We start from the raw sequence: 20,442 nt of genomic DNA, 5'->3' as shown, positions 1-20,442 counted from the left end.
TCGACGGTGACGGACTTGGCGAGGTTGCGGGGCTGGTCGACGTCGTGCCCCTTCGCGGTGGCCAGCTCGCACGCGAACACCTGCAGCGGGACGGTCGTGACGAGCGGCTGCAGCAGCGTCGGGACGGGCGGGACGCTGATCAGCGTGTCCGCGTACGGCTCGACGGACTCGTCGCCCTCCTCGGCGATCACGATCGTCCGCGCGCCGCGGGCCCGGATCTCCTGGATGTTCGAGACGATCTTGTCGTGCAGGACGTCCCGCGCCCGCGGCGGCACCACCACGACGACCGGCAGGTTCTCCTCGATGAGGGCGATCGGGCCGTGCTTCAGCTCGCCGGCGGCGAAGCCCTCGGCGTGCATGTAGGCGAGCTCCTTGAGCTTCAGCGCGCCCTCCAGCGCCACCGGGAAGCCCACGTGGCGGCCGAGGAACAGCACGCAGTGCTCGCCCGACAGCGACCGGGCCAGCTCGCGGACCGGCTCCATGGTCTCCAGGACCTTGTCGACCTTCTCCGGCATCCGCTCCAGCAGCTGCACCATGGCGAACACCTCGTCCCCCCACTTGGTGCCGCGCACCTGCGCCAGGTACAGCGCGATGAGGTAGACGGCGACGAGCTGGGTGAGGAACGCCTTGGTGGACGCGACCGCGATCTCCGGCCCGGCGTGCGTGTACAGGACGCCGTCGCACTCGCGCGGCAGCGTGGAGCCGTTGACGTTGCAGATGCCGAGCAGCTTGGCCTTCTGCTCGCGGGCGTGCCGGACGGCCATCAGCGCGTCCATCGTCTCGCCCGACTGGGAGATCGCGATGACCAGCGTCGCCGGCGACAGGATCGGGTCGCGGTAGCGGAACTCGCTGGCCAGCTCCACCTCGCAGGGCAGCCCCGCCCAGTGCTCGATCGCGTACTTGGCGATCAGGCCCGCGTGGTACGAGGTGCCGCACGCCACGATGATGATCTTGTCGACCTCGCGCAGCTCCCGGTCGGAGATGCGCATCTCGTCCAGGTGCAGGCGGCCGTCGGAGCCGATCCGGCCGAGCAGCGTGTCGGCGACGGCGCGCGGCTGCTCGGCGATCTCCTTGAGCATGAAGTAGTCGTAGCCGCCCTTCTCCGCGGCGGACACGTCCCAGTCGACGTGGTACTCCTTCACCTCGGCGGGGCGGCCCTCGAAGTCGGTGACCGTCACATCGCCGGCGCGCAGCTCGACGACCTGGTCCTGGCCGAGCTCGATCGCGTCGCGGGTGTGCGCGATGAACGCGGCGACGTCGCTGGCGAGGAAGTTCTCCCCGTCCCCCACGCCGACGACGAGCGGCGAGTTGCGCCGCGCCCCGACCACGAGGTCGGGGTCGCCGCTGTGCACGGCCACGAGCGTGAACGCGCCCTCCAGCCGCCGGCAGACGCGGCGCATGGCGTCGGCGAGCCCCCCGCCCGCCTTCAGCTCGTCCTCCAGCAGGTGCGCGACGGCCTCGGTGTCGGTGTCGGACACCAGCCCGTGCCCGCCCTCCTCCAGCTCGGCGCGCAGCGCGGCGAAATTCTCGATGATCCCGTTGTGGATCACCGCGACGGATCCCGTGCAGTCGACGTGCGGGTGCGCGTTGCGGTCGTTGGGCGGGCCGTGCGTCGCCCACCGGGTGTGCCCCATGCCGAGCGTCCCCGCCGGCGGCGGCTCCTCCTCCAGCGCCCCCCGGAGGTTGCCGAGCTTGCCCGCGCGCTTCGCCGTCGCCAGCTTCCCGTCGGCCAGCACGGCCACCCCGGCCGAGTCGTAGCCGCGGTACTCCAGCCTCGCCAGGCCCTCGACGACGACGTCGAGCGCCGGCCGCCCCCCTACGTACCCCACGATTCCGCACATGGCGGCAACTCTATTCGCTGTCCCGGCCAGGACCCACCCGCGGACGGCGCAGAAGGCATCGCTACCGTGAACGGCCGCGAAACCCGGTGACCCGCTGAACGGCCCCGTAGTGTTCAGCCATGACGGACGGATGGGACAGCGTGCCGAGCCCCTACGTGGAACTCCCCCGCGACGCCTGGCGCGGCCTGCGCGAGAACACGCCGCTGCCGCTCACGCCCGGTGAGCTGGAGGCGCTGCGCGGCCTGAAGGACCCGATCGACATCACCGAGGTCGAGGAGGTCTACCTGCCGCTGTCCCGGCTGCTCAACCTGTTCTTCCTGGGCGACTGGCGGCTCCGCGACACCGTCAGCGCGTTCCTCGGCGGCGAGGTGCGCCCGACGCCGTTCATCATCGGCGTGGCGGGCAGCGTCGCGGTCGGCAAGTCCACCACGTCCAGACTGCTGCGCACGCTGCTGGCCCGCTGGCCGGAGCACCCGAGCGTGGAACTGGTGACGACCGACAGCTTCCTGTACCCGAACGCCGTGCTCTCCGAGCGCGGGCTCATGGACCGCAAGGGCTTCCCCGAGTCCTACGACCGCCGCGCCCTCGTCCGGTTCGTCTCCTCCATCAAGGCGGGCGCGGAGGAGGCGTCGATCCCGGTGTACTCGCACCTGGAGTACGACATCGTCCCGGACGCGTCGCAGACCGTCCGGCGGCCCGACATCCTGATCGTCGAAGGGCTGAACGTCCTGCAGGCGCCCCCGCCCGGCACCCTGGGCGTCTCCGACTTCTTCGACTTCTCCATCTACGTGGACGCGCGGGTCGAGGACATCCGGCAGTGGTACATCGACCGCCTGTTCGCGCTGCGCCGCACCGCCTTCACCGACCCGCGCTCCTACTTCCACAAGTACGCGCACGAACTCGACGAGGACGAGACCGCCGCCTTCGCCCAGCGCGTCTGGCGCGACGTCAACGAGATCAACCTCGTCTCCAACATCCTCCCGACACGCGCCCGCGCCACCCTCGTCCTCCACAAGGACCGCGACCACAGCGTCCAGCGAGTCCGCCTCCGCCGCATCTGACCGGTTCTCGGCTAGCGCCAGGGGCCGGTTATGGCGAACGTCGTGCCCGGTTCGTAGACGTTGACGAACATCGTGCGGGCGTCCGGGGAGAAGGTGACGCCGGCGAACTCGCCCCATCCGGGCTCGTCCCCGGTGCCGATGTTCTGCCTGTTCCGCGCCATCGCGTAGACCTTCCGGCGACGGGACACGCCGAACACGTGCTGGGCTCCGCCGCCGTCCTCGCACACCATCAGGCCGCCCTGCGGCGCCAGGCAGATGTTGTCGGGCGACTCGCCGGGCTTCTGGGCGCCGGTGCCGGGCCCGAACACGATGACGAGGGTCAGCCGGCGGTGGCGCGGCTCGTACGACCACACCTGCCCGAAGTGGTCGGCGCGGGAGCCGTCCGCCGTCTTCGCGAAGCTCGACACGAAGTAGACGCGGTCGCCGCCCCAGTAGCAGCCCTCCAGCTTCTGCGCGTGCGTGATGCCGCCGGGGCCGAAGTCCTGGAACCGGATCGCGGTCTCCTTCGCCAGCGGGTCGGGCACCTTCTTCCACTCCACGCGGCGGAACACGGTGCCGGGTTCCCGCACGACGGACAGGTCCGGGACGCCGGGGACGCACAGGGCCTCCAGGCGCCCCCCGGCGCGGAGGCTGCCGAACCCGCCGCGGGGGTTCTCCGGCAGGAACCGGTAGAACAGCCCGAACGGCTTCTCGAAGGCGTCCTCGGTCTCGTAGACGGTGCCGTCGCGGGGGTCGACGGCGATCGCCTCGTGCTGGAAGCGCCCCATCGCGGTGAGCGGCTCCGGGACGGTGCGCCGGTGGTACGGGTCGACCTCGAAGATGAACCCGTGGTCCCTGGTGTAGCCGTTGACGCCGGCCTTGTCCTCGGTCTCCTCGCAGGTCAGCCAGGTGTGCCACGGCGTCGGGCCGCCGGCGCAGTTGACGGCCGTCCCGGCGATGGCGACGCGCTCGGTGTGGACGCGCCCGGCCTCGTCGACCTCCAGCGCGGTGCAGCCGCCGAGGCCCCCGGGGTCGTAGGTGACGCCGCCGACCGGCGGCACCCGGTACTCGGCGTCCGGGCGGTTCTCGTGGTTGCGGACGAGCCACGTCCGGCCGCGGCGCCCGGGGAAGGCCGACATGCCGTCGCAGTGGCTCGGCACCGGGCCCTCCCCGGAGCGCAGCGGCTCGCCCTCCCGGGACAGGACGGTGTACCGGAACCCGCGCGGCAGGTCCAGCAGGCCGTCCGGGTCGGGCACGAGCGGGCCGTACCCGTCGTGGCGGCCGGCGGGCGCGGCGGCGGCGCTCCCGGCGAACAGCTGCTCGACGGCGCCGGCGAAGGCGATGCCCGCCCCCGCCGCGCCCGTCCCCGCCAGGAGCCGGCGGCGCGTGACTGACATGGGTGCGCACTCCCTTATCTGGAACGATCCAAAAGACCCTTCCAGCCGTTGTAACACGCGTCACATCGAAGGGGCGCGGCACACGTCGGCGGGCCGCGGATCGAGCGTCAGGCGGGCGGTGCGGCGATCGCGTCGCGGATGCGGACCGCCTGCGCCTCCTGGAAGACCGTGATGCGCCAGACGACCAGCATCGCGAGCAGCGCCGCGACGGCGCCGATCTCGCAGACGACCGGGAACAGGGCGCTGCCGACGCCGCCGTCCTCCTGCAGGCTCAGGACCCGCGACCCCAGCAGGTACACGAGCCAGGCCGCCCACCACGCGTTCACCGCCCAGCCCGACCGGCCGGGCGGCGCGCTCGCGTACCAGACGCCGCCGACGATGCTGCGCGGCACCCAGAAGCTGATGATCGGCACGACCCACCCGAAGATCACCCAGGGCCGCCCCCAGGTGTCGGGGAGCTCGTTGATGACGTCGGCGTTCGTCCGGGCCCGCCACAGCCACACGATCACGGCGACGGCGGCGGCCAGGAGCGGCAGGAACTGCAGGACCTGCGCCGTGGAGAGCGTTCCCGCAGAGAGCGCCGCACCGTCGCGGATCAGGTTGATCGCGGCCAGCAGCGCGAGGACGTTCAGCACCAGGACGTTGGCGCCGAGCGCCGTCACCGCGACGATCATGGCGGTGCGCGGCGCCCGGAGCACGTCGGCCGCCGGCGGCGCGTAGGGCGGGTGGGGAGGGTTGGCCATCTCTGCTCCAGCGGGCTCGGGGGATCGCCCCCCGAGCCTGCTCGACCGGAACGCACCGGCGGAAGCGCATCATGATCACAACCCCGTGACGACGGGTCACCGGGGCCCGGTCACCGGCAGGTGACCCGCGCCGGTTTCCGCCGCCGCCCCGGCCCGCTCGCCCGCGCCGGGCTCCGCGAGGCCGCGCCGCGCTAGTCGGCGCTCGCCACCGGGAGGCTGCGCAGGCGGAACGTCGCGAGCAGGGTCGCCGCGCCGGTGACCAGGACGAGCAGGCCGATCGCCAGCGGGAGGCCGACCTCCGAGGTGACCGGCGAGGCGTCCGTCAGCGCGTCCGTGATGGACAGGCACCACTGCTGGATGGACGCCGACTTGGCGCCCGGCGCGAAGCTGCCCAGCAGCGACTCCCACACCAGCGCGTACAGCAGGCCGATCGTGACCGCGTTGCGGCTGGCGACGGCGAGCGCGACGAACACCGCGCTGTAGGCGACGCCGCCGATCAGGACGCCGGCGGCGTACGCCGGCGTCAGCTGCGCGGTCGTCCCGGTGAGGATCAGCCCCGCGAACAGCACCGGGACCGTCGCGAACGCCGTGGTCAGGATGATCGCCACGACGAGCTTCGTCAGCACGATCACCTCGCGCGGGATCGGCTTGGTCAGCACGTACATGATCTGGCCGTCATCGATCTCCGGCCCGATCACCCCGGTCCCGGCGATCAGCGCGAGCAGCGGCAGCAGCGTGGCGAGGCCGAACTGCTGCAGGACGCCCGCGGAGACGTCCAGATCGTCCTGTCCCGCCGCGCGGAGCCCGACCGACAGGATCAGCAGGATCAGCGGCAGCCCCAGCAGGAGCAGCGCGCGCTTGCGCCCGAGCATCCCCCGGAACGTGATCATCGCAATCGTCGGGTTCATCTGGCCACCAGGTAGGAGAAGACGCTTTCGAGGGACTCGTCCGCCGGGGAGACCTCCCACAGCCGGACGCCGGCGTCGCGGGCGAGCCGCGGGAGCAGCAGGGTGAAGCGCTGGAAGTCGACCGCCTCGATCTTCAGCCCCTTGTCGGTGAGCTGCACGCTGCCGGCCGACCCGTCCGCGATGACCGAGGCGGCGAGCCTCCGGTCGTCGGACGAGCGGACCACGAAGATGTGCGGCCGGTCGGTCATCAGCCGGCGGATCTTGCGGAAGTCGCCGGACGCGGCGTGCCGCCCCGCGACGATCACCTCGATGTGGCTGGCGAGCCGCTCCACCTCCTCCAGGATGTGCGAGGAGAACAGGATCGTGCGGCCCTCCTCGGCCATCCGGGTGATGAGGTCCATGAGCTGCAGCCGCTGCCGCGGGTCCATGCCGTTGAACGGCTCGTCCAGCAGCAGGACGGGCGGGTCGTGCACGAGCGCCGACGCCATCTTGATGCGCTGCTTCATGCCCTTGGAGTAGTTGCCGATCGGGCGCTGCGCGGCGTAGTCCATCTCGACGAGGCCGATCGCGCGGCGCGCGGCGGCCGCCGGGTCGGGCAGCCTGTGCAGCTTCGCCATCGCGACGATGAACTGCTCGCCGGTGAGGAAGTCGTACGCCGTCTCCCGCTCCGGGACGAGCCCCAGCTTGCGGTAGACGCCCGGGTTGCGCCAGATCGGCTCCCCGTCCAGCGTGACGCTGCCGGACGACGGCGCGAGGAACCCGCCCATCATGTGGATCAGCGTCGACTTGCCCGCGCCGTTCGGGCCGAGGAGCCCGGTCACGCCCGGCCCGATCTTCATCGACACGCCGTTGACGGCGACGACGTTCCCGTACCAGCGGGACACGTTCTCCAGAACCAGCTCGCTCATGTTCCCTGTGGGGGGACGACCCCCCACACCCCCCGACTCGCTCCGCTCGATCATGAGAGACCCGCCTTCCTGAACCGGCGGTACAGAACCGCGATCGACCCGCCGACGATGACGGCGCACAGCGCGAGCGCGACGACGCCGCCGGTGACGCCGGGCGCGATGCCGGGCGAGGACGACTGCGCGCCGAGCAGCCGGACCTGGACGATGTCCACCAGGTTGAACGGCGTCCCCAGCCCGATCCAGCCCTGCAGCGTGAAGTTCGTCTGCGCCTCGGCGATGCCCTGCACGGCACCGACGACCGCGGCGCTGATCATGTAGACGGCGATGACCGCGGCGACGCCGAAGCCGCGGCGCGGGGTGAACGCCGCGACGACCATCCCGATCGCCGCCAGCACCAGCGCGTACAGCACGCAGCCGACGAGGGCGCCGAGGTACTTCAGCAGCTGCTCCCCGGAGTCGGGCATCTTGGTGATCAGCCCGCCGACGTACAGGACGGTGACGGGCACCGCCATCAGCGCGAACAGCGCGGTCGACAGCGCGGCGCTCTTCGCGAGGACGAAGTCGAGATGGCCGACCGGGCGGGAGAAGTACAGCGGGATCACGTGGAACCGCACCTCCCGCGAGGCCAGCACCGGCGCCTGCGTGGCCAGGAAGATCGCCACGATGACCTGCATGATGTTCGCGTAGGACGCGTAGCGGATCAGCGCGTCCGGCTCCTTGCTGAACGCGAACGCCGCGACCGACCCGGAGGCGGGCAGCAGCATGATCGCCGCCAGCAGGAACGGCATGACCTTGGCCCGCGCGGGACGGCCCAGCCCGAACGCGGCGCGCAGATTGTGCACGTACAGCGACCGCAGCACGTACGCGCGGCCGTTGCGGCGCCCGTCGTAGTGGCGGTAGCCGATGTCGTGGATGGTGCTCGTGCTCATCGGCCGGCCTCCTGCGCGACGGTTCCGGCGGGGGCCGGCGGTGCGGGCGGCCCGGTCTGGAAGACCTCCTCGATGTGGTGGCGGCGCTGCTCCATCCGGATCAGCCGCAGCCCGAGGTCCACGACGCCGTCGCGGATCAGGTCGTAGGTCGTCTCGCCGGCGATGTCGACGATGAGGAACCGGCCCTCCGGGCGGACGGACACGCCCTGGTCGAACAGGTGCTGCCCGAGCACGTCGCGCCCCTCGTCGACCTCGACGGTCAGCACGCCGCTCGCGGCCGTGTACGCCTCGACGGCCTGGGAGCGCAGCAGCTTGCCGCCGTCGATGATGACGACGTGGTCGCAGATCCGCTCCAGCTCGCCCAGCAGGTGCGAGGTGACGAGGACGCTGATCCCGAACTCGGCGCCGATGCGGCGGATCAGGTCGAGCATCTCGTCGCGCCCGGCCGGGTCGAGGCCGTTGGTCGGCTCGTCCAGGAACACGAGCTTCGGGTCGTGGACGAGGGCCTGCGCGAGCTTCACCCGCTGGCGCATGCCGGTGGAGTAGCCGCCGATGGGGCGGTAGCGCTCCTCGTACAGGCCGACGTGCCGGAGCGTGTCGGCGGCGCGTTCGCGGGCGGCGGTCGGGGGGAGCCCGGACATGCGGGCCATGTGCACGACGAACTCGGTCGCGGACACGTCCGGCGGCAGGCAGTCGTACTCGGGCATGAAGCCGACGCTCTCCCGGATCCGCAGCCCCTCGCGCGCGATGTCGAGCCCCAGCACGGTCGCCGTGCCGGACGTCGGCGGCAGCAGCCCGAGCAGGATCTTGATGAGCGTCGACTTGCCGGCGCCGTTGGCGCCGACCAGCCCCACGACGCCCGGTTCGACGGCCACGTTGAGGTCGTCCAAGGCGGTCACCCGGGGGAACCTCATCGTCAGGCCCTGGGTGGCGATTATCGGCATGGTCCGAACCTAGCGGGCGGCACGCCCCGGCACGTCACCCTCAAGTGCTACGCGGGGGCAGCCTTTCGTCCAATCCCGCAGCGACCTAAGAACGACGCACCCATCGCCGGACGTCTCCCCCCGCCGGACGAGCGGCATCGGCGTCCTGGACCGGTCGTGCCGGAAACGGAGGGGTCGTGTGACCGACACGGTAGGACATGCGGTTTGATCGGCTCTTTGCAGACCAATTGGTGGAAAATAACGACATCGACCCCCAGGACGGTGACGGTATGACGCTACGCGCCCCGATTCGGCGTGGACTCGGTTCCCGGCCCTCCCCCGGCCGGAGGCTTCTGGGCGCGGCGGCGCTGGCGCTCGCCGTCCCGCTGGCGGTGTCCGGCTGCGAGGGGAACCTCAGCATCGGCGACCCGTCCGCCGCGCCCGGCGGCTCCGGCGGCTCCTCGTCCGCCGCGGACGACGGCGACGCGGCCAGCCCGCTCGACAACCCCGACGGCACCAAGCCGGGCCTCGCCGCCATCACCTCCCGCGGCGACCGCGCCGAGGCGCGCAAGATCATCGAGAAGGTCGGCACCAAGGGACGCGGCCCGAAGACCGGCTACGAGCGCGACGAGTTCGGCTACGCGTGGATGGACAGCGCGCCGGACGTCCCGTTCGCGCGCAACGGCTGCGACACCCGCAACGACCTGCTGAAACGCGACGGCGAGAAGGTCCGCTACCGGTCCGGGTCCGACTGCGTGATCATCTCGCTCACGCTGCACGACCCGTACTCCGGCAAGACGATCCACTGGAAGAAGTCGCACGCGACCGCCGTCCAGATCGACCACGTGATCCCGCTGTCGTACAGCTGGCAGATGGGCTCGTCGCGGTGGTCGAAGGGCAAGCGCGAATCCCTCGCCAACGACCCGCTGAACCTCATCCCGGTGGACGGCCCGCTCAACGGCGCCAAGAGCGACTCGGGGCCGGCGTCGTGGCTGCCGCCGAACAAGCGCATCCGCTGCTCCTACAGCGTCCGCTTCGCGCAGGTCGCGCTGAAGTACGACCTGCCGGTCACCGCCCCCGACAAGAAGATCATGCTCGATCTGTGCGGCGGCTGACCCCGGCACGGCCCGCGGCCGCCGCGCCGCGCAATATGCTCGTCCGATGAGCGACGAAGTGGACGAGCAGGGCACGGCCGGCGAGCGGCCGAGGGTCAGGACGGAGCGCGGGGTCGGCGCGCGGGCCACCGGGGCCGAGGTGACCGGGGCGTCCGCGACCGGGCTCACGATGCGGCTCGGGAACGGGCTCGGGTCACTGGCGGTGGGCTCCATGGCGCTCGGCGCGCTGGCGCTCGGCGCCGTCGCGATCGGCAAGCTGGTCGTGAAGCGCGCCGTCATCGCCCACCTGGAGGCCGGGACCGTCGAGATCAAGCACCTCAAGGTGGGGCGGCTGGAGATCGACGAGCGCTAGCCGAGCGCGGACTTCACCACTCCGGCGAGGTGCTCGGCGACCGACTGGGCCTGCTCCTCGGAGGCCGCCTCGACCATCACGCGGACCATCGGCTCGGTCCCGCTCGGGCGGATCAGCACGCGGCCCGTCTCGCCCAGGCCCGCCTCGGCGGCGGCGACGGCCTCGGCCAGTTCCGGGGACGTCTTCGCGCGGGTCTTGTCGACGTCCTTGACGTTGATGAGCACCTGCGGCAGCCGGGTCATCACCTTGGCCAGCTCGTCCAGCGGACGGCCCCGGCGGACCATCGCGGCCGCCAGGTGCAGGCCCGTCAGGACGCCGTCGCCGGTCGTCGCGTGCTGCAGCATGATGACGTGGCCGGACTGCTCGCCGCCGAACCCGTAGCCGCCCTCCTTCATCGCCTCCAGGACGTACCGGTCGCCGACCGCGGTCTCCACCACGGTGATCCCGGCCTCCTGCATGGCGAGCTTGAAGCCCAGGTTCGACATCACGGTCGCGACGACGGTGTCGCACGGCAGCGCGCCCGCCTCCCGCAGGTCGAGGGCGAGGATGGCCATGATCTGGTCGCCGTCCACGATCTCGCCGGACGCGGTCACGGCCAGGCAGCGGTCGGCGTCGCCGTCGTTCGCGATGCCCACGTCCGCGCCGTACTCCCGGACGGCCTTCCGCAGCGCCTCCAGGTGCGTGGAGCCGCAGCCGGAGTTGATGTTCAGGCCGTCCGGCGCGGTGCCGATCGTGTGGACCTCGGCGCCGGCGCGGCGCAGCGCCTCCGGGGCCACGTCGCAGGACGCGCCGTTCGCGCAGTCGACCACGACGCGCAGGCCGTCCAGCGACACGGTGACCGTCGACAGCAGGTGCGCGACGTACTGCTCGACGGCGCCGTGCGCCTCCCGGACGCGGCCGACGCCGGCGCCGGTCGGCGGGTCCCAGGCCTCGCCGAGCCGCGCCTCGATCCGGTCCTCGATCTCGTCCGGCAGCTTGTAGCCGCTGCGGTCGAAGAACTTGATGCCGTTGTCGGGGGCCGGGTTGTGCGACGCCGACAGCATGACGCCGAGGTCGGCGTCCAGCGCGTGCGTCAGGTGCGCGACGGCCGGGGTCGGCAGGACGCCGAGCCGCAGCACGTCCACCCCGGAGCTGGCGAGGCCGGCCACGACGGCCGCCTCCAGGAACTCGCCGGAGGCCCGCGGGTCGCGGCCGACCACGGCGAGCGGCCGGTGGCCTTTGAAAGCGCCCTGCTCCCCGAGCACCCGCGCGGCCGCGACGGACAGGTCCATGGCGAGGGGGGCGGTCAGGTCGCGGTTGGCGAGCCCGCGCACGCCGTCGGTCCCGAACAGACGAGCCACAGTTCAACTCCCGAGAAGACAGGGTGACCCCGGAGAAGGGACGAGCCGCCGCACCCGCCGCGCCGGCCACGCGGAACTGCCGCGTGGGGGCTGCGGGGTGCGACGGCTCGTACCGTCGGTCAACGCTTGCTGTACTGCGGAGCCTTGCGGGCCTTCTTGAGACCGGCCTTCTTGCGCTCCGGCACCCGCGCGTCGCGGGTGAGGAAGCCGGCCTTCTTCAGCGCCGGGCGGTGCTCGATGTTCGCGAACTGCAGCGCGCGGGAGATGCCGAGGCGCAGCGCGCCGGCCTGGCCGGTGGTGCCGCCGCCGTTGACGCGGGCGAGCACGTCGAACTGGCCCTCCAGGCCCAGCAGCACGAACGGCTCGTTCACGATCTGCTGGTGCACCTTGTTCGGGAAGTACTGGTCCAGGGTGCGGCCGTTGATCTTCCACTGGCCGCTGCCGGGGACGATGCGGACCCGCGCGATGGCCTGCTTGCGGCGCCCGGTGCCGGCCGCCGGGCCGGTCGCGACCGGCTGGCCGAGGTAGCCCTCGCCGGGCGCCTCGGGGGTCTCGGTGCTGTACTCGGACGGCGCGTCCTCGTACGAGTCGAGCTCGACGCCCTCGGCGCCGGTGGTGTCGTCCACGGTTCTCCTTGGGGTGTTCTAGCCAGGGCGGCTGGCCCGGTCGACCGGGTGCCCCGGCGGCCTCATGTCTGCTGCCGCGCCGGGAGGCGCGATGTCACTTCGCGGTCTGGCTGATCTGGGTGATCTCGAACGGGACCGGCTTCTGCGCCTGGTGCGGGTGGTCCGGCCCGGCGTAGACCTTCACCTTGCCGAACATCTTCCGGCCGAGGGAGTTCTTGGGCAGCATGCCCTTGATCGCCTTCTCGACCGCCCGCTCGGGGTGCTTCGCCAGCAGCTCGGTGTAGGTCACCGAGCGGAGCCCGCCCGGGTACCCGGAGTGCCGGTACGCCTTCTTGCGCTCCGCCTTGTTGCCCGACAGCGACACCTTGTCGGCGTTCACGATGACGACGAAGTCACCGGTGTCGAGGTGCGGCGCGTAGATCGGCTTGTGCTTGCCCCGAAGCAGCTGCGCGACCTGACTGGCGAGACGGCCCAGCACGACATCGGTCGCGTCGATGACGTACCACTGACGCTGGACGTCAGCGGGCTTAGGGGTGTACGTGCGCACGGTCGTCAGCCTTCGTTTCTCGTCGACTTTCAGCGGTTTCGATCCTCCGCTCCCCCTCGCGGGCGAGCGCCACGTATCAGCGGAAATCCTGCTCGCGCCGATCAGAGGATCATCCGACCCGGCGCTCCGGGAGGCCGGGGCCCGCATCCGCGGCAGTTGACGCGGACGCTCCGGGACGCACCGGCGCGTTGCGGCGCCGCCCCACCCGCAGGGCAGGCGTCACGCACACAACAACTACGCAGGATACAGGAAGCGCCGGTGTGCCATGTACCCGCCCGGCAAATGGACGGGACACGGCGCGCCACCCTCATTTACCGCCGCCGGGACCCGCCCGAAGGGGGACGGTCAGCCGTGAACCGGCCACAATCTGTAGCAATTCTGCGGTTTCTTGAGTGATTCTCATAACTCCGGGTGCATATGGGGATAAGGTGCCGGGCGACCGAGTCCACGCCGGCTCGCGCCGGCCCGCACCCGGGAGCCCCCGCTGTCCACTCCCCGCAGACCCGGCGGTCCCGCCGGAGGCCACCAGCCCAGGCACGACGGGCGGAGCGGTCCCATGCCTCGCGCCTCCGCCCCTCCCCGCGACGAGCTCGTCGCCGGCGGCCCGCGCCGCGGCGCGGGCCGGTCCGGCCCGCCCGGCGGGCGCCGGCCGGCGGGCGGCGCCCCGCGCGGCGGCCGGCCGCAGGACGCGGGACGCAAGCGGTCCCGGGCGAAGAGCGCGACCGGGATGATGGCGGTCGTCACCGCGTCCGGCCTCGCCATCGGCATCGGCGTCGCGATCGACCGGCTCGTCCTGCCCGAGCTGCGGTCGGAGAAGACCGCCGCGTCCGGGCCGGAGGCGCGGCCGTCCGCCGTGATCCCCCCGGGGCCGCAGAGCGACGCCCCGACCGGGGCGGGCGCCGAGTCCGGGACGCCCACCGGCGGGACGGGCGGGACGCCCGGCGCCTCGCCGGCGCCCACCGCGGAGCAGACGCCCCCGCTGAAGCCGATCCACCCGCGCAAGACCGCGAAGGCCGAGCCGTCCAAGTCCAAGAAGGCGTCCGAGCCGGCCGGGTCACCGTCCTCCGGCGGAGGCGGCGGCACGCCGAGCAGCGGCGGGTCGTCCAGCAGCGAGGCCGCCGTCGTGTCGCTCACCAACGCCGAGCGCGCCAAGCAGGGCTGCGAGCCCCTGCGCGTCGACTCGCGGCTCGTCGTCGCGGCCCGCAAGCACTCCGCGGACATGGCGGCCAACAACTACTTCGACCACACGTCCCGCAACGGCGACAGCCCGTGGAAGCGGATGGAGGACGCCGGCTACCCGAGCCCCGGCGCGGAGAACATCGCCAAGGGCTACCCGACCGCCGCGGCGGTCGTGAAGGGCTGGATGAACAGCCCCGGCCACCGGGCCAACATCCTCAACTGCGGCCTCCGCGCCATCGGCGTCGGAATGGCCTCCGGCCCCGGCGGCCCCCTGTGGACCCAGGACTTCGGCTGGAAGTGACCTGGGCACGTTCCTGAATGAGGGACGGTAAGGTCCACCCCATGGGTTATCCGGGCGATCAAGGCAAACCCGGCGACTGGCCTCCCCGGCAGTCGCCGCATGCGCCGTACGGACCCGGAGCCGAAGCGCCGCCGTACGGCCATGACAAGGACGAGGCCCCGTTCGCACCCCGCGGCCGGGGCGACGACCACGCGGCGTGGAACGACCAGCCCGCCGGGTGGGACGACCGGCCCACCGCGGCCTGGGGCGACGAGCCCGTCGCGGGCGACGCCTACGGCTTCCCCGAGGGTGCGCCCGCGGGGCCGTCCCGCCGGCCCGCGCAGCCCGAGCGGCGCCGCAACCTGCCGCTCATCATCGGCGGCTCGGCCGTCGCGGGCATCCTGCTCATCGGCGGCGGCGTCGGACTGTCGTCGCTGCTGAAGGACGACCCCGAGCCGAAGGCGGCGCCGACGCAGTCCGCGTCCGCGCAGGCGCAGCCCACGCCGAGCCCGACCAAGCCCGTCCTCGCGCCGGTGAAGCTGCAGAGCCGCAGCACCGACCCCAAGCCGCTGACCCTCAAGGAGGTCTTCGGCAACGGGAAGTTCACGGCCGGCGGGCACAAGTACGTCCGGACGGCCGTGAACGCGCGGAAGAGCTGCACGGCCGTCGTCGGCGGCGCCACCCTGGAGAAGGCCCTCAAGAAGGGCGGCTGCACGCAGGCGCTGCGCGCCACCTACGCGCTCTCCACGGGCTCGCTCATCGGCACCGTCGGCGTGTTCAACCTGGAGAACGAGGCCGCGGCCAAGACCGCCGTGAAGGCCGCCGCCGCCAAGGACGCGTTCCTCCAGGCGCTGCCCGGCAAGGGCGTGACCAAGACCAACGGCAAGGGCGAGGCGTTCGGCACTTCTCAGGCGCGCGGCCACTACGTCATCATGACGTGGGTGCAGCGGCCGGACGGCAAGAAAATCGCGAGCAAGTACCATGCGGCCGTCCGAGTCTTCGGGACGCAGATGGTCAAGGGGAGCAACCTGGCCCTGGCCCTGCACTACAGGGAAACCGAAGGCAAGCCGCTCCAAAAGTGATCCCTCCGAATACCCTCTCTGCTTATGTCTGGACCTAGAGACACCCGGGAGACCGCCGAGCCGGCGGGGACGTCAGGCGTCCCCGCCGACCCGGCGCCGCCGAGCTTCGGCGGCGCGGCTCCCCCGGACGACGCCGCGCCCGCCGGCACGGACGCGGCGCCCCCCGCCGAAGAGGTCTCCGGCGAGCCGGACCCAGGCGGGACGGAGCCCGGCGACACCGGCTCCGCCGCCGAGGCCGCCTCCTTCCGGCTGCCCACGTTCGGTCTGGAAGCCCCCTGGTGGGCCGCCGAGTCCACCGACACGGCCCCGCCCGCCGGCGGGCCCGAGCAGGACGACCGGGACGCCGCGGCCGGCGGCACGCCGTCCGGCGAGGCGCCGCCCGAAGACACCGCGGCAGGGGACACCGCGGCCGGGGACACCGCGGCCGGGGAGCCCCCCGGCAGGGAGCCCCCGGGCAGGGAGCCTCCCGCCGCCCCGCCGCCCGGGACGCTCGTCGCCGGCGAGGGGGTGCCGTCCGTCGACTCCCGCCGGGCCGTCCCCGCCGAGCCGCTCGTCAAGCCCCCGATCTCGGGCGACGACACCGACCCCGACGGCTTCGCCGCCGTCCGCCCGGAGGGCGCCGCCCCCGAGGAAGAGACCGCAGAGGACGAGACCACCGTGGACAACCCCGTCGCGAACGAGACCGCGGAGGGCGGTCCCGCGTCGCTCTCCGCCTTCGAGAAGGCGAAGGAGGCGGAGAACGCCGCCGCGCCCGCGCCCGCGGCCGTGCTGGTGCCGGACGCGATCCTGCCGCCGGGCGTGGTGCCGCCCACCGGCAGCGGACCGTTCCCGCAGACCGGGACGGCGGAGGGCGCCCCCGACGGCGGCCAGGCCCCCGTGATCACGCCGGTCTACCACGCCGAGGGCGGCGTCCCCATCGACGCTCCGCCGGCCGGCGAGCCGCCGAAGGGCGCGTCCGGCGGGAACTGGCGCCGGGTGGCGCTGATCGGCGGCGGCGCGGCGGTCGTCCTCGCGGCGGCCATCGCGCTGTTCGCCGTCGGCGGCAGCGGCCCCGGCGGCAAGACCGAGGGCGAGGCCCGCAAGGCGGCCCAGCCGTCCGCGGAGCCCGTGCCGTCCGCCCCGGCGACACCGACCCGGTCGGCCGCCCCGGTGAACATCGCGAACGAGAAGACCGACCCGAAGGACCTCGCGTTCCGCGACGTGTTCCCGGACGCGGCGCTCCGGCTCGGCGGGCGGACCTACACCCGCGACCGCTGGTCCCTGAACCGGGACGTCAGGTACGCGGCGCGCGGGTCCATGCTCCGCGCGCTGGAACGTGAGAAGTGCCGCAAGATCATCCGCGCGACGTACATCGACAGGGAGAGCGGCCTGGCCGTCACCTCCGGGATCGCGGTCATGCCGACGAAGGCCGCCGCGGTCACGGTGAGCAAGGCCGGCGACCCCGCCAAGTACGAGTGGTTCCGCGGCATGGCGGGCAAGCACTCCCCGGACATCGACCGCGCCGGCGGCTACGCGGCGGCGACCGTCCGCGGCCGGTACGTGGCCTACGCCTACGTGCAGTGGGCGAACGGCAGGAAGGCCAAGCCCGGCGACCCGCTGATCAAGGAGGCCGCGCAGCAGTTCATCGACTACGACCTGCGCCCGATCATGGCCCGCGCCCGCGGCTGACCGGGCGCACGACACGCACGACGGCCGCGGAACCCGCCGGTTCCGCGGCCGTCGCCGTCTCCAGGCCGTCTCTGCGCCCAGACCGCGCCCCGGACCGCGCACCGGCCGGGCCGCCCTCCAGGCGCCGCTTCGGCGCCCGTCAGGCGCTTCCCTGCCGGGACGGGGCGGGCTGCTGCTGCTCGGCGGCCGCGGTGGCGTTGAGGGTCCGGACGCGGCGAGTCTCCTGGGCGCGCCGCGCCAGGTCCTCGTCGCCGGGGTAGCGGACCTCCTCCAGTGACAGGCCGTGCGCGGGCGCCACGTTGACGCCGGAGTCGCGGACGCGGGCGGCGAGCACCTCGGCGGGCCACTCCACGTCGCGCCGCCCGTCCCCCACCATCAGCAGGGCGCCGACGAGCGCGCGGACCATCGAGTGGCAGAACGCGTCGGCCTCCACGGTCGCGAGCGCCAGGTGCGGGTCGCGGTCGTCCCGCGCCCACTCGTAGCGCAGCAGCTCGCGGATCGTCGTGGCGCCCTCCCGCTTGCGGCAGTAGGCCGCGAAGTCGTTCTCCCCCACCAGGCGCCGCGCGGCGTCGTTCATGCGGGCCAGGTTCAGCGGCCGCGGATGCCACAGCACGTCGTGGCGGCGCAGCGGCTCCACCCCGACCGGGTTGTCGCACACCCGGTACACGTAGCGCCGCGAGAGGGCGGAGAACCTGGCGTCGAACCCCTCGGGCGCGACGGACACCCGCCACACCCGCACGTCCGGCGGCAGGAGCCCGGCGAGGCGGCGCGGCATCGTCCCGTTGATCGCCGAGTAGGCGGCGACCGGCACCACCAGGTGCGCGACCTGGCCGCGCGCGTGGACGCCGGCGTCGGTGCGGCCGGCGACGGTGAGCATGGGCGGCGGGTCCAGGCGCAGCATCCGCGCCAGCGCGTCCTCGATGACGCCCTGGACGGTCCGCTGGTTCGGCTGTCTCGCCCAGCCCGCGAAGCCCGACCCGTCGTAGCCGATGTCGAGCCGGAGTCGTACCAGAGCGGTCATGTCAGCCGATTGATCCTTCTGCAACGTGCCTGTTCCGATCTCCTGCGCGTGCGCGCCGCTGCTCCCCTGGGCTGACCATAAGTCCAGTCTGACAAAGATGAGGCCCGCCGTCCCGTAGGGGAGCGGCGGGCCTCACCATGTCGGCCGAAACCTTGAACGGCCCGAGGACTACTTGGCGTCGTCCTCGTCGTCCCCGGTTTCCGCCGCCTCGCCCTTGGTGTCCTCGGCCTTGGCCTCGGGCTCGTCGCCCGCGGCCTTGCTGAGGGTGACCTCGCCCTCGGCGGGCAGGTCCTTCTCGCTGACCTTCGGTGCCTTGCCGCCGGTGGCGGCCGGCATCGGCTCCGTGACCAGCTCGATGACCGCCATCGGGGCATTGTCGCCCTTGCGCGGGCCGATCTTGGTGATGCGGGTGTAGCCGCCGGGGCGGTTCTCGAAGCTCGGCGCGATCTCGGTGAAGAGCGCGTGCACGACGCTCTTGTCGCGGATCGTCCTGGCCACCAGGCGGCGGTTGTGCAGGTCGCCGCGCTTGGCCTTGGTGATGAGCTTCTCCGCGAGCGGGCGCAGCCGCCGGGCCTTGGCCTCGGTGGTGGTGATGCGGCCGTGCTCGAACAGCGCCGTGGCCAGGTTCGCCAGGATCAGCTTCTGGTGCGCCGCGGAACCGCCGAGGCGGGCGCCCTTGGTGGGCTGAGGCATCGTGTCGTCCTTCCTGCACCGGCCGTATCAGGTACCGGTGTCAGCTGGTTCCGGTACGGCCGGGGAACCGTGCCCCCGGCCGTCCGGAATCGGGTTCAGTACTGCTCGGTCTCGGCGTAGCTCGTGTCGTCGTCGCTGTAGCTGTCGGCCGCCGCGCTCGGGTCGAACCCGGGCGGGGAGTCCTTCAGCGACAGGCCCATGTCGTTGAGCTTCTGCTTGACCTCTTCTATCGACTTGGCGCCGAAGTTGCGGATGTCGAGCAGGTCCTGCTCGGAGCGGGCGACGAGCTCGCCCACCGAGTGGATGCCCTCGCGCTTCAGGCAGTTGTAGGAGCGGACGGTGAGGTTCAGCTCCTCGATCGGCAGGGCCAGGTCCGCGGCGAGCGCGGCGTCCGTCGGGGACGGGCCCATGTCGATGCCCTCGGCCTCGACGTTGAGCTCCCGGGCCAGCCCGAACAGCTCGACGAGGGTCTTGCCGGCGGACGCGACCGCGTCGCGCGGCAGCATCGCCTGCTTGGTCTCCACGTCCAGGATGAGGCGGTCGAAGTCGGTGCGCTGCTCGACTCGGGTGGCCTCGACCTTGTAGACGACCTTCAGCACGGGCGAGTAGATGGAGTCGATCGGGATCCGGCCGATCTCCTGGCCCGGCTGCTTGTTCTGCGCGGCGGAGACGTAGCCGCGGCCGCGCTCGACCGTGAGCTCCATCTCCAGCTTGGCCTTGTTGTTCAGCGTGGCGATGTGCAGGTCGGGGTTGTGGACCTCGACGCCCGCGGGCGGCGCGATGTCGGCCGCGGTCACCTCGCCCGGGCCCTGCTTGCGCAGGTACATGACCACCGGCTCGTCGTGCTCGGACGAGACGACGAGCTCCTTGAGGTTCAGGATGATGTCGGTGACGTCCTCCTTGACCCCGGGCACGGTGGAGAACTCGTGCAGGACGCCCTCGATGCGGATGCTGGTGACGGCCGCACCGGGGATGGAGGAGAGCAGGGTGCGGCGCAGCGAGTTGCCGATCGTGTAGCCGAAGCCCGGCTCCAGCGGCTCGATGGTGAACCGCGACCGGTACTCGTCGACCTGCTCTTCGGTGAGAGTGGGACGCTGAGCGATGAGCATGGTGGTGCCTTCTTTCCGCGGTGCCCGCTATTTGACTACCGCGTGTGTAGGTGTTCCCCGTCCGGCCGGGATCCCACGTGGAGAACCCGGCCGGGCGGTGCGAGCCCTTACTTGGAGTAGAGCTCGACGATCAGCTGCTCCTGGACGGGAGCTTCGATCTGCTGCCGGACGGGCAGCGAGTGCACGAGGATCCGCATCTTCTCGCCGTCCACCCCGAGCCACGCCGGGACGGGGCGCTCGCCGATCTCGGCCTTGGCGACCTGGAACGGCGTCGTCTCCAGCGACTTGGGCTTGACGTCGATGATGTCGGCCTCGTTCACCAGCGCCGACGGGATGTTGACCTTCTTCCCGTTGACGCGGATGTGGCCGTGCCGGATGAGCTGGCGGGCCATGTCCCGGGACTTGGCGAAGCCGCCCCGGTAGACGACGTTGTCGAGCCGGCGCTCCAGGAGGGCGAGCAGGTTGTCGCCCGTCTTGCCCTGCTGGCGGTTGGCCTCGACGTAGTAGTTGTGGAACTGCCGCTCCAGCACGCCGTAGATGCGCCGCGCCTTCTGCTTCTCGCGAAGCTGCAGCAGGTACTCGGTCTCCTTGGGCCGACCGCGGCCGTGCTCACCCGGCGGGTAGGGACGGATCTCGATCGGGCACTTGGGGCCCATGCACTTGCTGCCCTTGAGGAACAGCTTCATCTTCTCGCGGCGGCAGAGCTTGCAGTCCGCACCGGTGTAACGAGCCATTGTTCTA

Annotated in this window: 20 protein-coding genes; 6 read left to right on the top strand and 14 right to left on the bottom strand. The window is 72.3% G+C overall.

Annotation, left to right across the window (positions count from 1 at the left end):
- Nucleotides 1-1,841 (bottom strand): glutamine--fructose-6-phosphate transaminase (isomerizing) (gene glmS / locus ACIWVC_RS22990; RefSeq protein ID WP_396452270.1); only part of this gene is annotated, 1,841 nt, incomplete at its 3' end.
- A gap of 119 nt (nt 1,842-1,960) precedes the next feature.
- Between glmS and coaA the strand changes: the two genes are divergently transcribed.
- A complete protein-coding gene (coaA, locus tag ACIWVC_RS22985; protein WP_396452268.1) occupies nt 1,961-2,902 on the top strand; it encodes a type I pantothenate kinase in 942 nt (313 codons plus the stop codon).
- Nucleotides 2,903-2,913: 11 nt separating this feature from the next.
- On the opposite strand, the gene ACIWVC_RS22980 is transcribed toward coaA, so the two are convergent.
- From ACIWVC_RS22980 to ACIWVC_RS22955, 6 genes are all read right to left on the bottom strand, one after another.
- A complete protein-coding gene (locus tag ACIWVC_RS22980) occupies nt 2,914-4,278 on the bottom strand; it encodes an alkaline phosphatase PhoX (RefSeq protein WP_396452266.1) in 1,365 nt (454 codons plus the stop codon).
- 107 nt (nt 4,279-4,385) lie between these two features.
- Complete coding sequence (locus ACIWVC_RS22975; protein WP_396454556.1) at nt 4,386-5,021, bottom strand: DUF4328 domain-containing protein; 636 nt, start codon at nt 5,019-5,021, stop codon at nt 4,386-4,388.
- A gap of 191 nt (nt 5,022-5,212) precedes the next feature.
- The gene (locus ACIWVC_RS22970) at nt 5,213-5,929 is read right to left on the bottom strand and encodes an ABC transporter permease (RefSeq protein ID WP_396452263.1); all 717 of its coding nucleotides are present in this window, start codon (nt 5,927-5,929) and stop codon (nt 5,213-5,215) included.
- Nucleotides 5,926-6,837 carry an ABC transporter ATP-binding protein gene (locus ACIWVC_RS22965; protein ID WP_396454555.1) on the bottom strand — a complete coding sequence of 304 codons (912 nt, stop codon included), beginning with the start codon at nt 6,835-6,837 and terminating at the stop codon, nt 5,926-5,928. Before ACIWVC_RS22965 ends, ACIWVC_RS22970 begins: the two co-directional genes overlap by 4 nt.
- A gap of 50 nt (nt 6,838-6,887) precedes the next feature.
- Nucleotides 6,888-7,766 (bottom strand): ABC transporter permease, encoded by an 879-nt coding sequence (locus ACIWVC_RS22960; protein WP_396452261.1) that lies wholly within the window; start codon nt 7,764-7,766, stop codon nt 6,888-6,890.
- The gene (locus tag ACIWVC_RS22955) at nt 7,763-8,710 is read right to left on the bottom strand and encodes an ABC transporter ATP-binding protein (RefSeq protein ID WP_396452260.1); all 948 of its coding nucleotides are present in this window, start codon (nt 8,708-8,710) and stop codon (nt 7,763-7,765) included. The genes ACIWVC_RS22960 and ACIWVC_RS22955 overlap by 4 nt, the downstream gene beginning before the upstream one ends.
- A 269-nt stretch (nt 8,711-8,979) precedes the next feature.
- On the opposite strand from ACIWVC_RS22955, the gene ACIWVC_RS22950 reads away from it, so the two are divergent.
- Together ACIWVC_RS22950 and ACIWVC_RS22945 are read left to right on the top strand one after the other, a co-directional pair.
- Nucleotides 8,980-9,804: an HNH endonuclease family protein gene (locus ACIWVC_RS22950; protein ID WP_396452258.1), complete on the top strand. Its 825-nt coding sequence runs from the start codon at nt 8,980-8,982 to the stop codon at nt 9,802-9,804.
- A gap of 46 nt (nt 9,805-9,850) precedes the next feature.
- A complete protein-coding gene (locus ACIWVC_RS22945) occupies nt 9,851-10,156 on the top strand; it encodes a hypothetical protein (protein WP_396452256.1) in 306 nt (101 codons plus the stop codon).
- On the opposite strand, the gene glmM is transcribed toward ACIWVC_RS22945, so the two are convergent.
- From glmM to rplM, 3 genes are all read right to left on the bottom strand, one after another.
- On the bottom strand, nt 10,153-11,496 hold the full coding sequence (glmM, locus tag ACIWVC_RS22940) for a phosphoglucosamine mutase (RefSeq protein ID WP_396452254.1): 1,344 nt from the start codon (nt 11,494-11,496) through the stop codon (nt 10,153-10,155). The genes ACIWVC_RS22945 and glmM overlap by 4 nt on opposite strands.
- A gap of 119 nt (nt 11,497-11,615) precedes the next feature.
- Nucleotides 11,616-12,122 (bottom strand): 30S ribosomal protein S9, encoded by a 507-nt coding sequence (gene rpsI, locus ACIWVC_RS22935; RefSeq protein ID WP_089324437.1) that lies wholly within the window; start codon nt 12,120-12,122, stop codon nt 11,616-11,618.
- Nucleotides 12,123-12,216: 94 nt separating this feature from the next.
- Complete coding sequence (rplM, locus tag ACIWVC_RS22930; RefSeq protein ID WP_396452253.1) at nt 12,217-12,669, bottom strand: 50S ribosomal protein L13; 453 nt, start codon at nt 12,667-12,669, stop codon at nt 12,217-12,219.
- Between the two features lie 556 nt (nt 12,670-13,225).
- Between rplM and ACIWVC_RS22925 the strand changes: the two genes are divergently transcribed.
- From ACIWVC_RS22925 to ACIWVC_RS22915, 3 genes are read left to right on the top strand one after another with little or no spacing between them, the layout of a single operon-like run.
- Nucleotides 13,226-14,149, top strand: coding sequence for a CAP domain-containing protein (locus ACIWVC_RS22925; protein ID WP_396454554.1), 924 nt, complete (start codon nt 13,226-13,228; stop codon nt 14,147-14,149).
- Between the two features lie 41 nt (nt 14,150-14,190).
- A complete protein-coding gene (locus ACIWVC_RS22920) occupies nt 14,191-15,210 on the top strand; it encodes a hypothetical protein (RefSeq protein ID WP_396451046.1) in 1,020 nt (339 codons plus the stop codon).
- Between the two features lie 24 nt (nt 15,211-15,234).
- On the top strand, nt 15,235-16,878 hold the full coding sequence (locus tag ACIWVC_RS22915) for a hypothetical protein (RefSeq protein ID WP_396451048.1): 1,644 nt from the start codon (nt 15,235-15,237) through the stop codon (nt 16,876-16,878).
- Between the two features lie 139 nt (nt 16,879-17,017).
- Here the strand turns inward: ACIWVC_RS22915 and truA are convergent, their stop codons facing one another.
- The 4 genes from truA to rpsD all read right to left on the bottom strand — a co-directional run bounded on the left by truA (nt 17,018) and on the right by rpsD (nt 20,435).
- Nucleotides 17,018-17,899, bottom strand: coding sequence for a tRNA pseudouridine(38-40) synthase TruA (gene truA / locus ACIWVC_RS22910; RefSeq protein WP_396451050.1), 882 nt, complete (start codon nt 17,897-17,899; stop codon nt 17,018-17,020).
- A 168-nt stretch (nt 17,900-18,067) separates the two neighbouring features.
- Nucleotides 18,068-18,592, bottom strand: coding sequence for a 50S ribosomal protein L17 (rplQ, locus tag ACIWVC_RS22905; protein WP_396451052.1), 525 nt, complete (start codon nt 18,590-18,592; stop codon nt 18,068-18,070).
- A gap of 95 nt (nt 18,593-18,687) precedes the next feature.
- A complete protein-coding gene (locus ACIWVC_RS22900; RefSeq protein WP_396451054.1) occupies nt 18,688-19,701 on the bottom strand; it encodes a DNA-directed RNA polymerase subunit alpha in 1,014 nt (337 codons plus the stop codon).
- A 107-nt stretch (nt 19,702-19,808) separates the two neighbouring features.
- Nucleotides 19,809-20,435 carry a 30S ribosomal protein S4 gene (gene rpsD, locus ACIWVC_RS22895; RefSeq protein ID WP_089324444.1) on the bottom strand — a complete coding sequence of 209 codons (627 nt, stop codon included), beginning with the start codon at nt 20,433-20,435 and terminating at the stop codon, nt 19,809-19,811.
- Nucleotides 20,436-20,442: the final 7 nt, after the last annotated feature.

It is taken from the genome of Actinomadura sp., from assembly GCF_044508335.1.
GTDB lineage: Bacteria > Actinomycetota > Actinomycetes > Streptosporangiales > Streptosporangiaceae > Spirillospora.
Note: the sequence above shows the minus strand (reverse complement) of the source record. Positions and strands in the feature narration are given on the sequence as shown.

Excerpts from the sequence above, each read along its gene's own strand:
- ACIWVC_RS22915 (WP_396451048.1), top strand. The coding sequence starts at position 15,235 with ATGTCTGGACCTAGAGACACCCGGGAGACCGCCGAGCCGGCGGGGACG.
- ACIWVC_RS22975 (WP_396454556.1), bottom strand. The coding sequence starts at position 5,021 with ATGGCCAACCCTCCCCACCCGCCCTACGCGCCGCCGGCGGCCGACGTG.
- rpsD (WP_089324444.1), bottom strand. The coding sequence starts at position 20,435 with ATGGCTCGTTACACCGGTGCGGACTGCAAGCTCTGCCGCCGCGAGAAG.
- ACIWVC_RS22900 (WP_396451054.1), bottom strand. The coding sequence starts at position 19,701 with ATGCTCATCGCTCAGCGTCCCACTCTCACCGAAGAGCAGGTCGACGAG.
- ACIWVC_RS22925 (WP_396454554.1), top strand. The coding sequence starts at position 13,226 with ATGCCTCGCGCCTCCGCCCCTCCCCGCGACGAGCTCGTCGCCGGCGGC.
- ACIWVC_RS22945 (WP_396452256.1), top strand. The coding sequence starts at position 9,851 with ATGAGCGACGAAGTGGACGAGCAGGGCACGGCCGGCGAGCGGCCGAGG.
- ACIWVC_RS22980 (WP_396452266.1), bottom strand. The coding sequence starts at position 4,278 with ATGTCAGTCACGCGCCGCCGGCTCCTGGCGGGGACGGGCGCGGCGGGG.
- ACIWVC_RS22920 (WP_396451046.1), top strand. The coding sequence starts at position 14,191 with ATGGGTTATCCGGGCGATCAAGGCAAACCCGGCGACTGGCCTCCCCGG.
- ACIWVC_RS22960 (WP_396452261.1), bottom strand. The coding sequence starts at position 7,766 with ATGAGCACGAGCACCATCCACGACATCGGCTACCGCCACTACGACGGG.
- truA (WP_396451050.1), bottom strand. The coding sequence starts at position 17,899 with ATGACCGCTCTGGTACGACTCCGGCTCGACATCGGCTACGACGGGTCG.
- ACIWVC_RS22955 (WP_396452260.1), bottom strand. The coding sequence starts at position 8,710 with ATGCCGATAATCGCCACCCAGGGCCTGACGATGAGGTTCCCCCGGGTG.
- ACIWVC_RS22970 (WP_396452263.1), bottom strand. The coding sequence starts at position 5,929 with ATGAACCCGACGATTGCGATGATCACGTTCCGGGGGATGCTCGGGCGC.
- ACIWVC_RS22965 (WP_396454555.1), bottom strand. The coding sequence starts at position 6,837 with ATGAGCGAGCTGGTTCTGGAGAACGTGTCCCGCTGGTACGGGAACGTC.
- ACIWVC_RS22950 (WP_396452258.1), top strand. The coding sequence starts at position 8,980 with ATGACGCTACGCGCCCCGATTCGGCGTGGACTCGGTTCCCGGCCCTCC.
- rplQ (WP_396451052.1), bottom strand. The coding sequence starts at position 18,592 with ATGCCTCAGCCCACCAAGGGCGCCCGCCTCGGCGGTTCCGCGGCGCAC.
- coaA (WP_396452268.1), top strand. The coding sequence starts at position 1,961 with ATGACGGACGGATGGGACAGCGTGCCGAGCCCCTACGTGGAACTCCCC.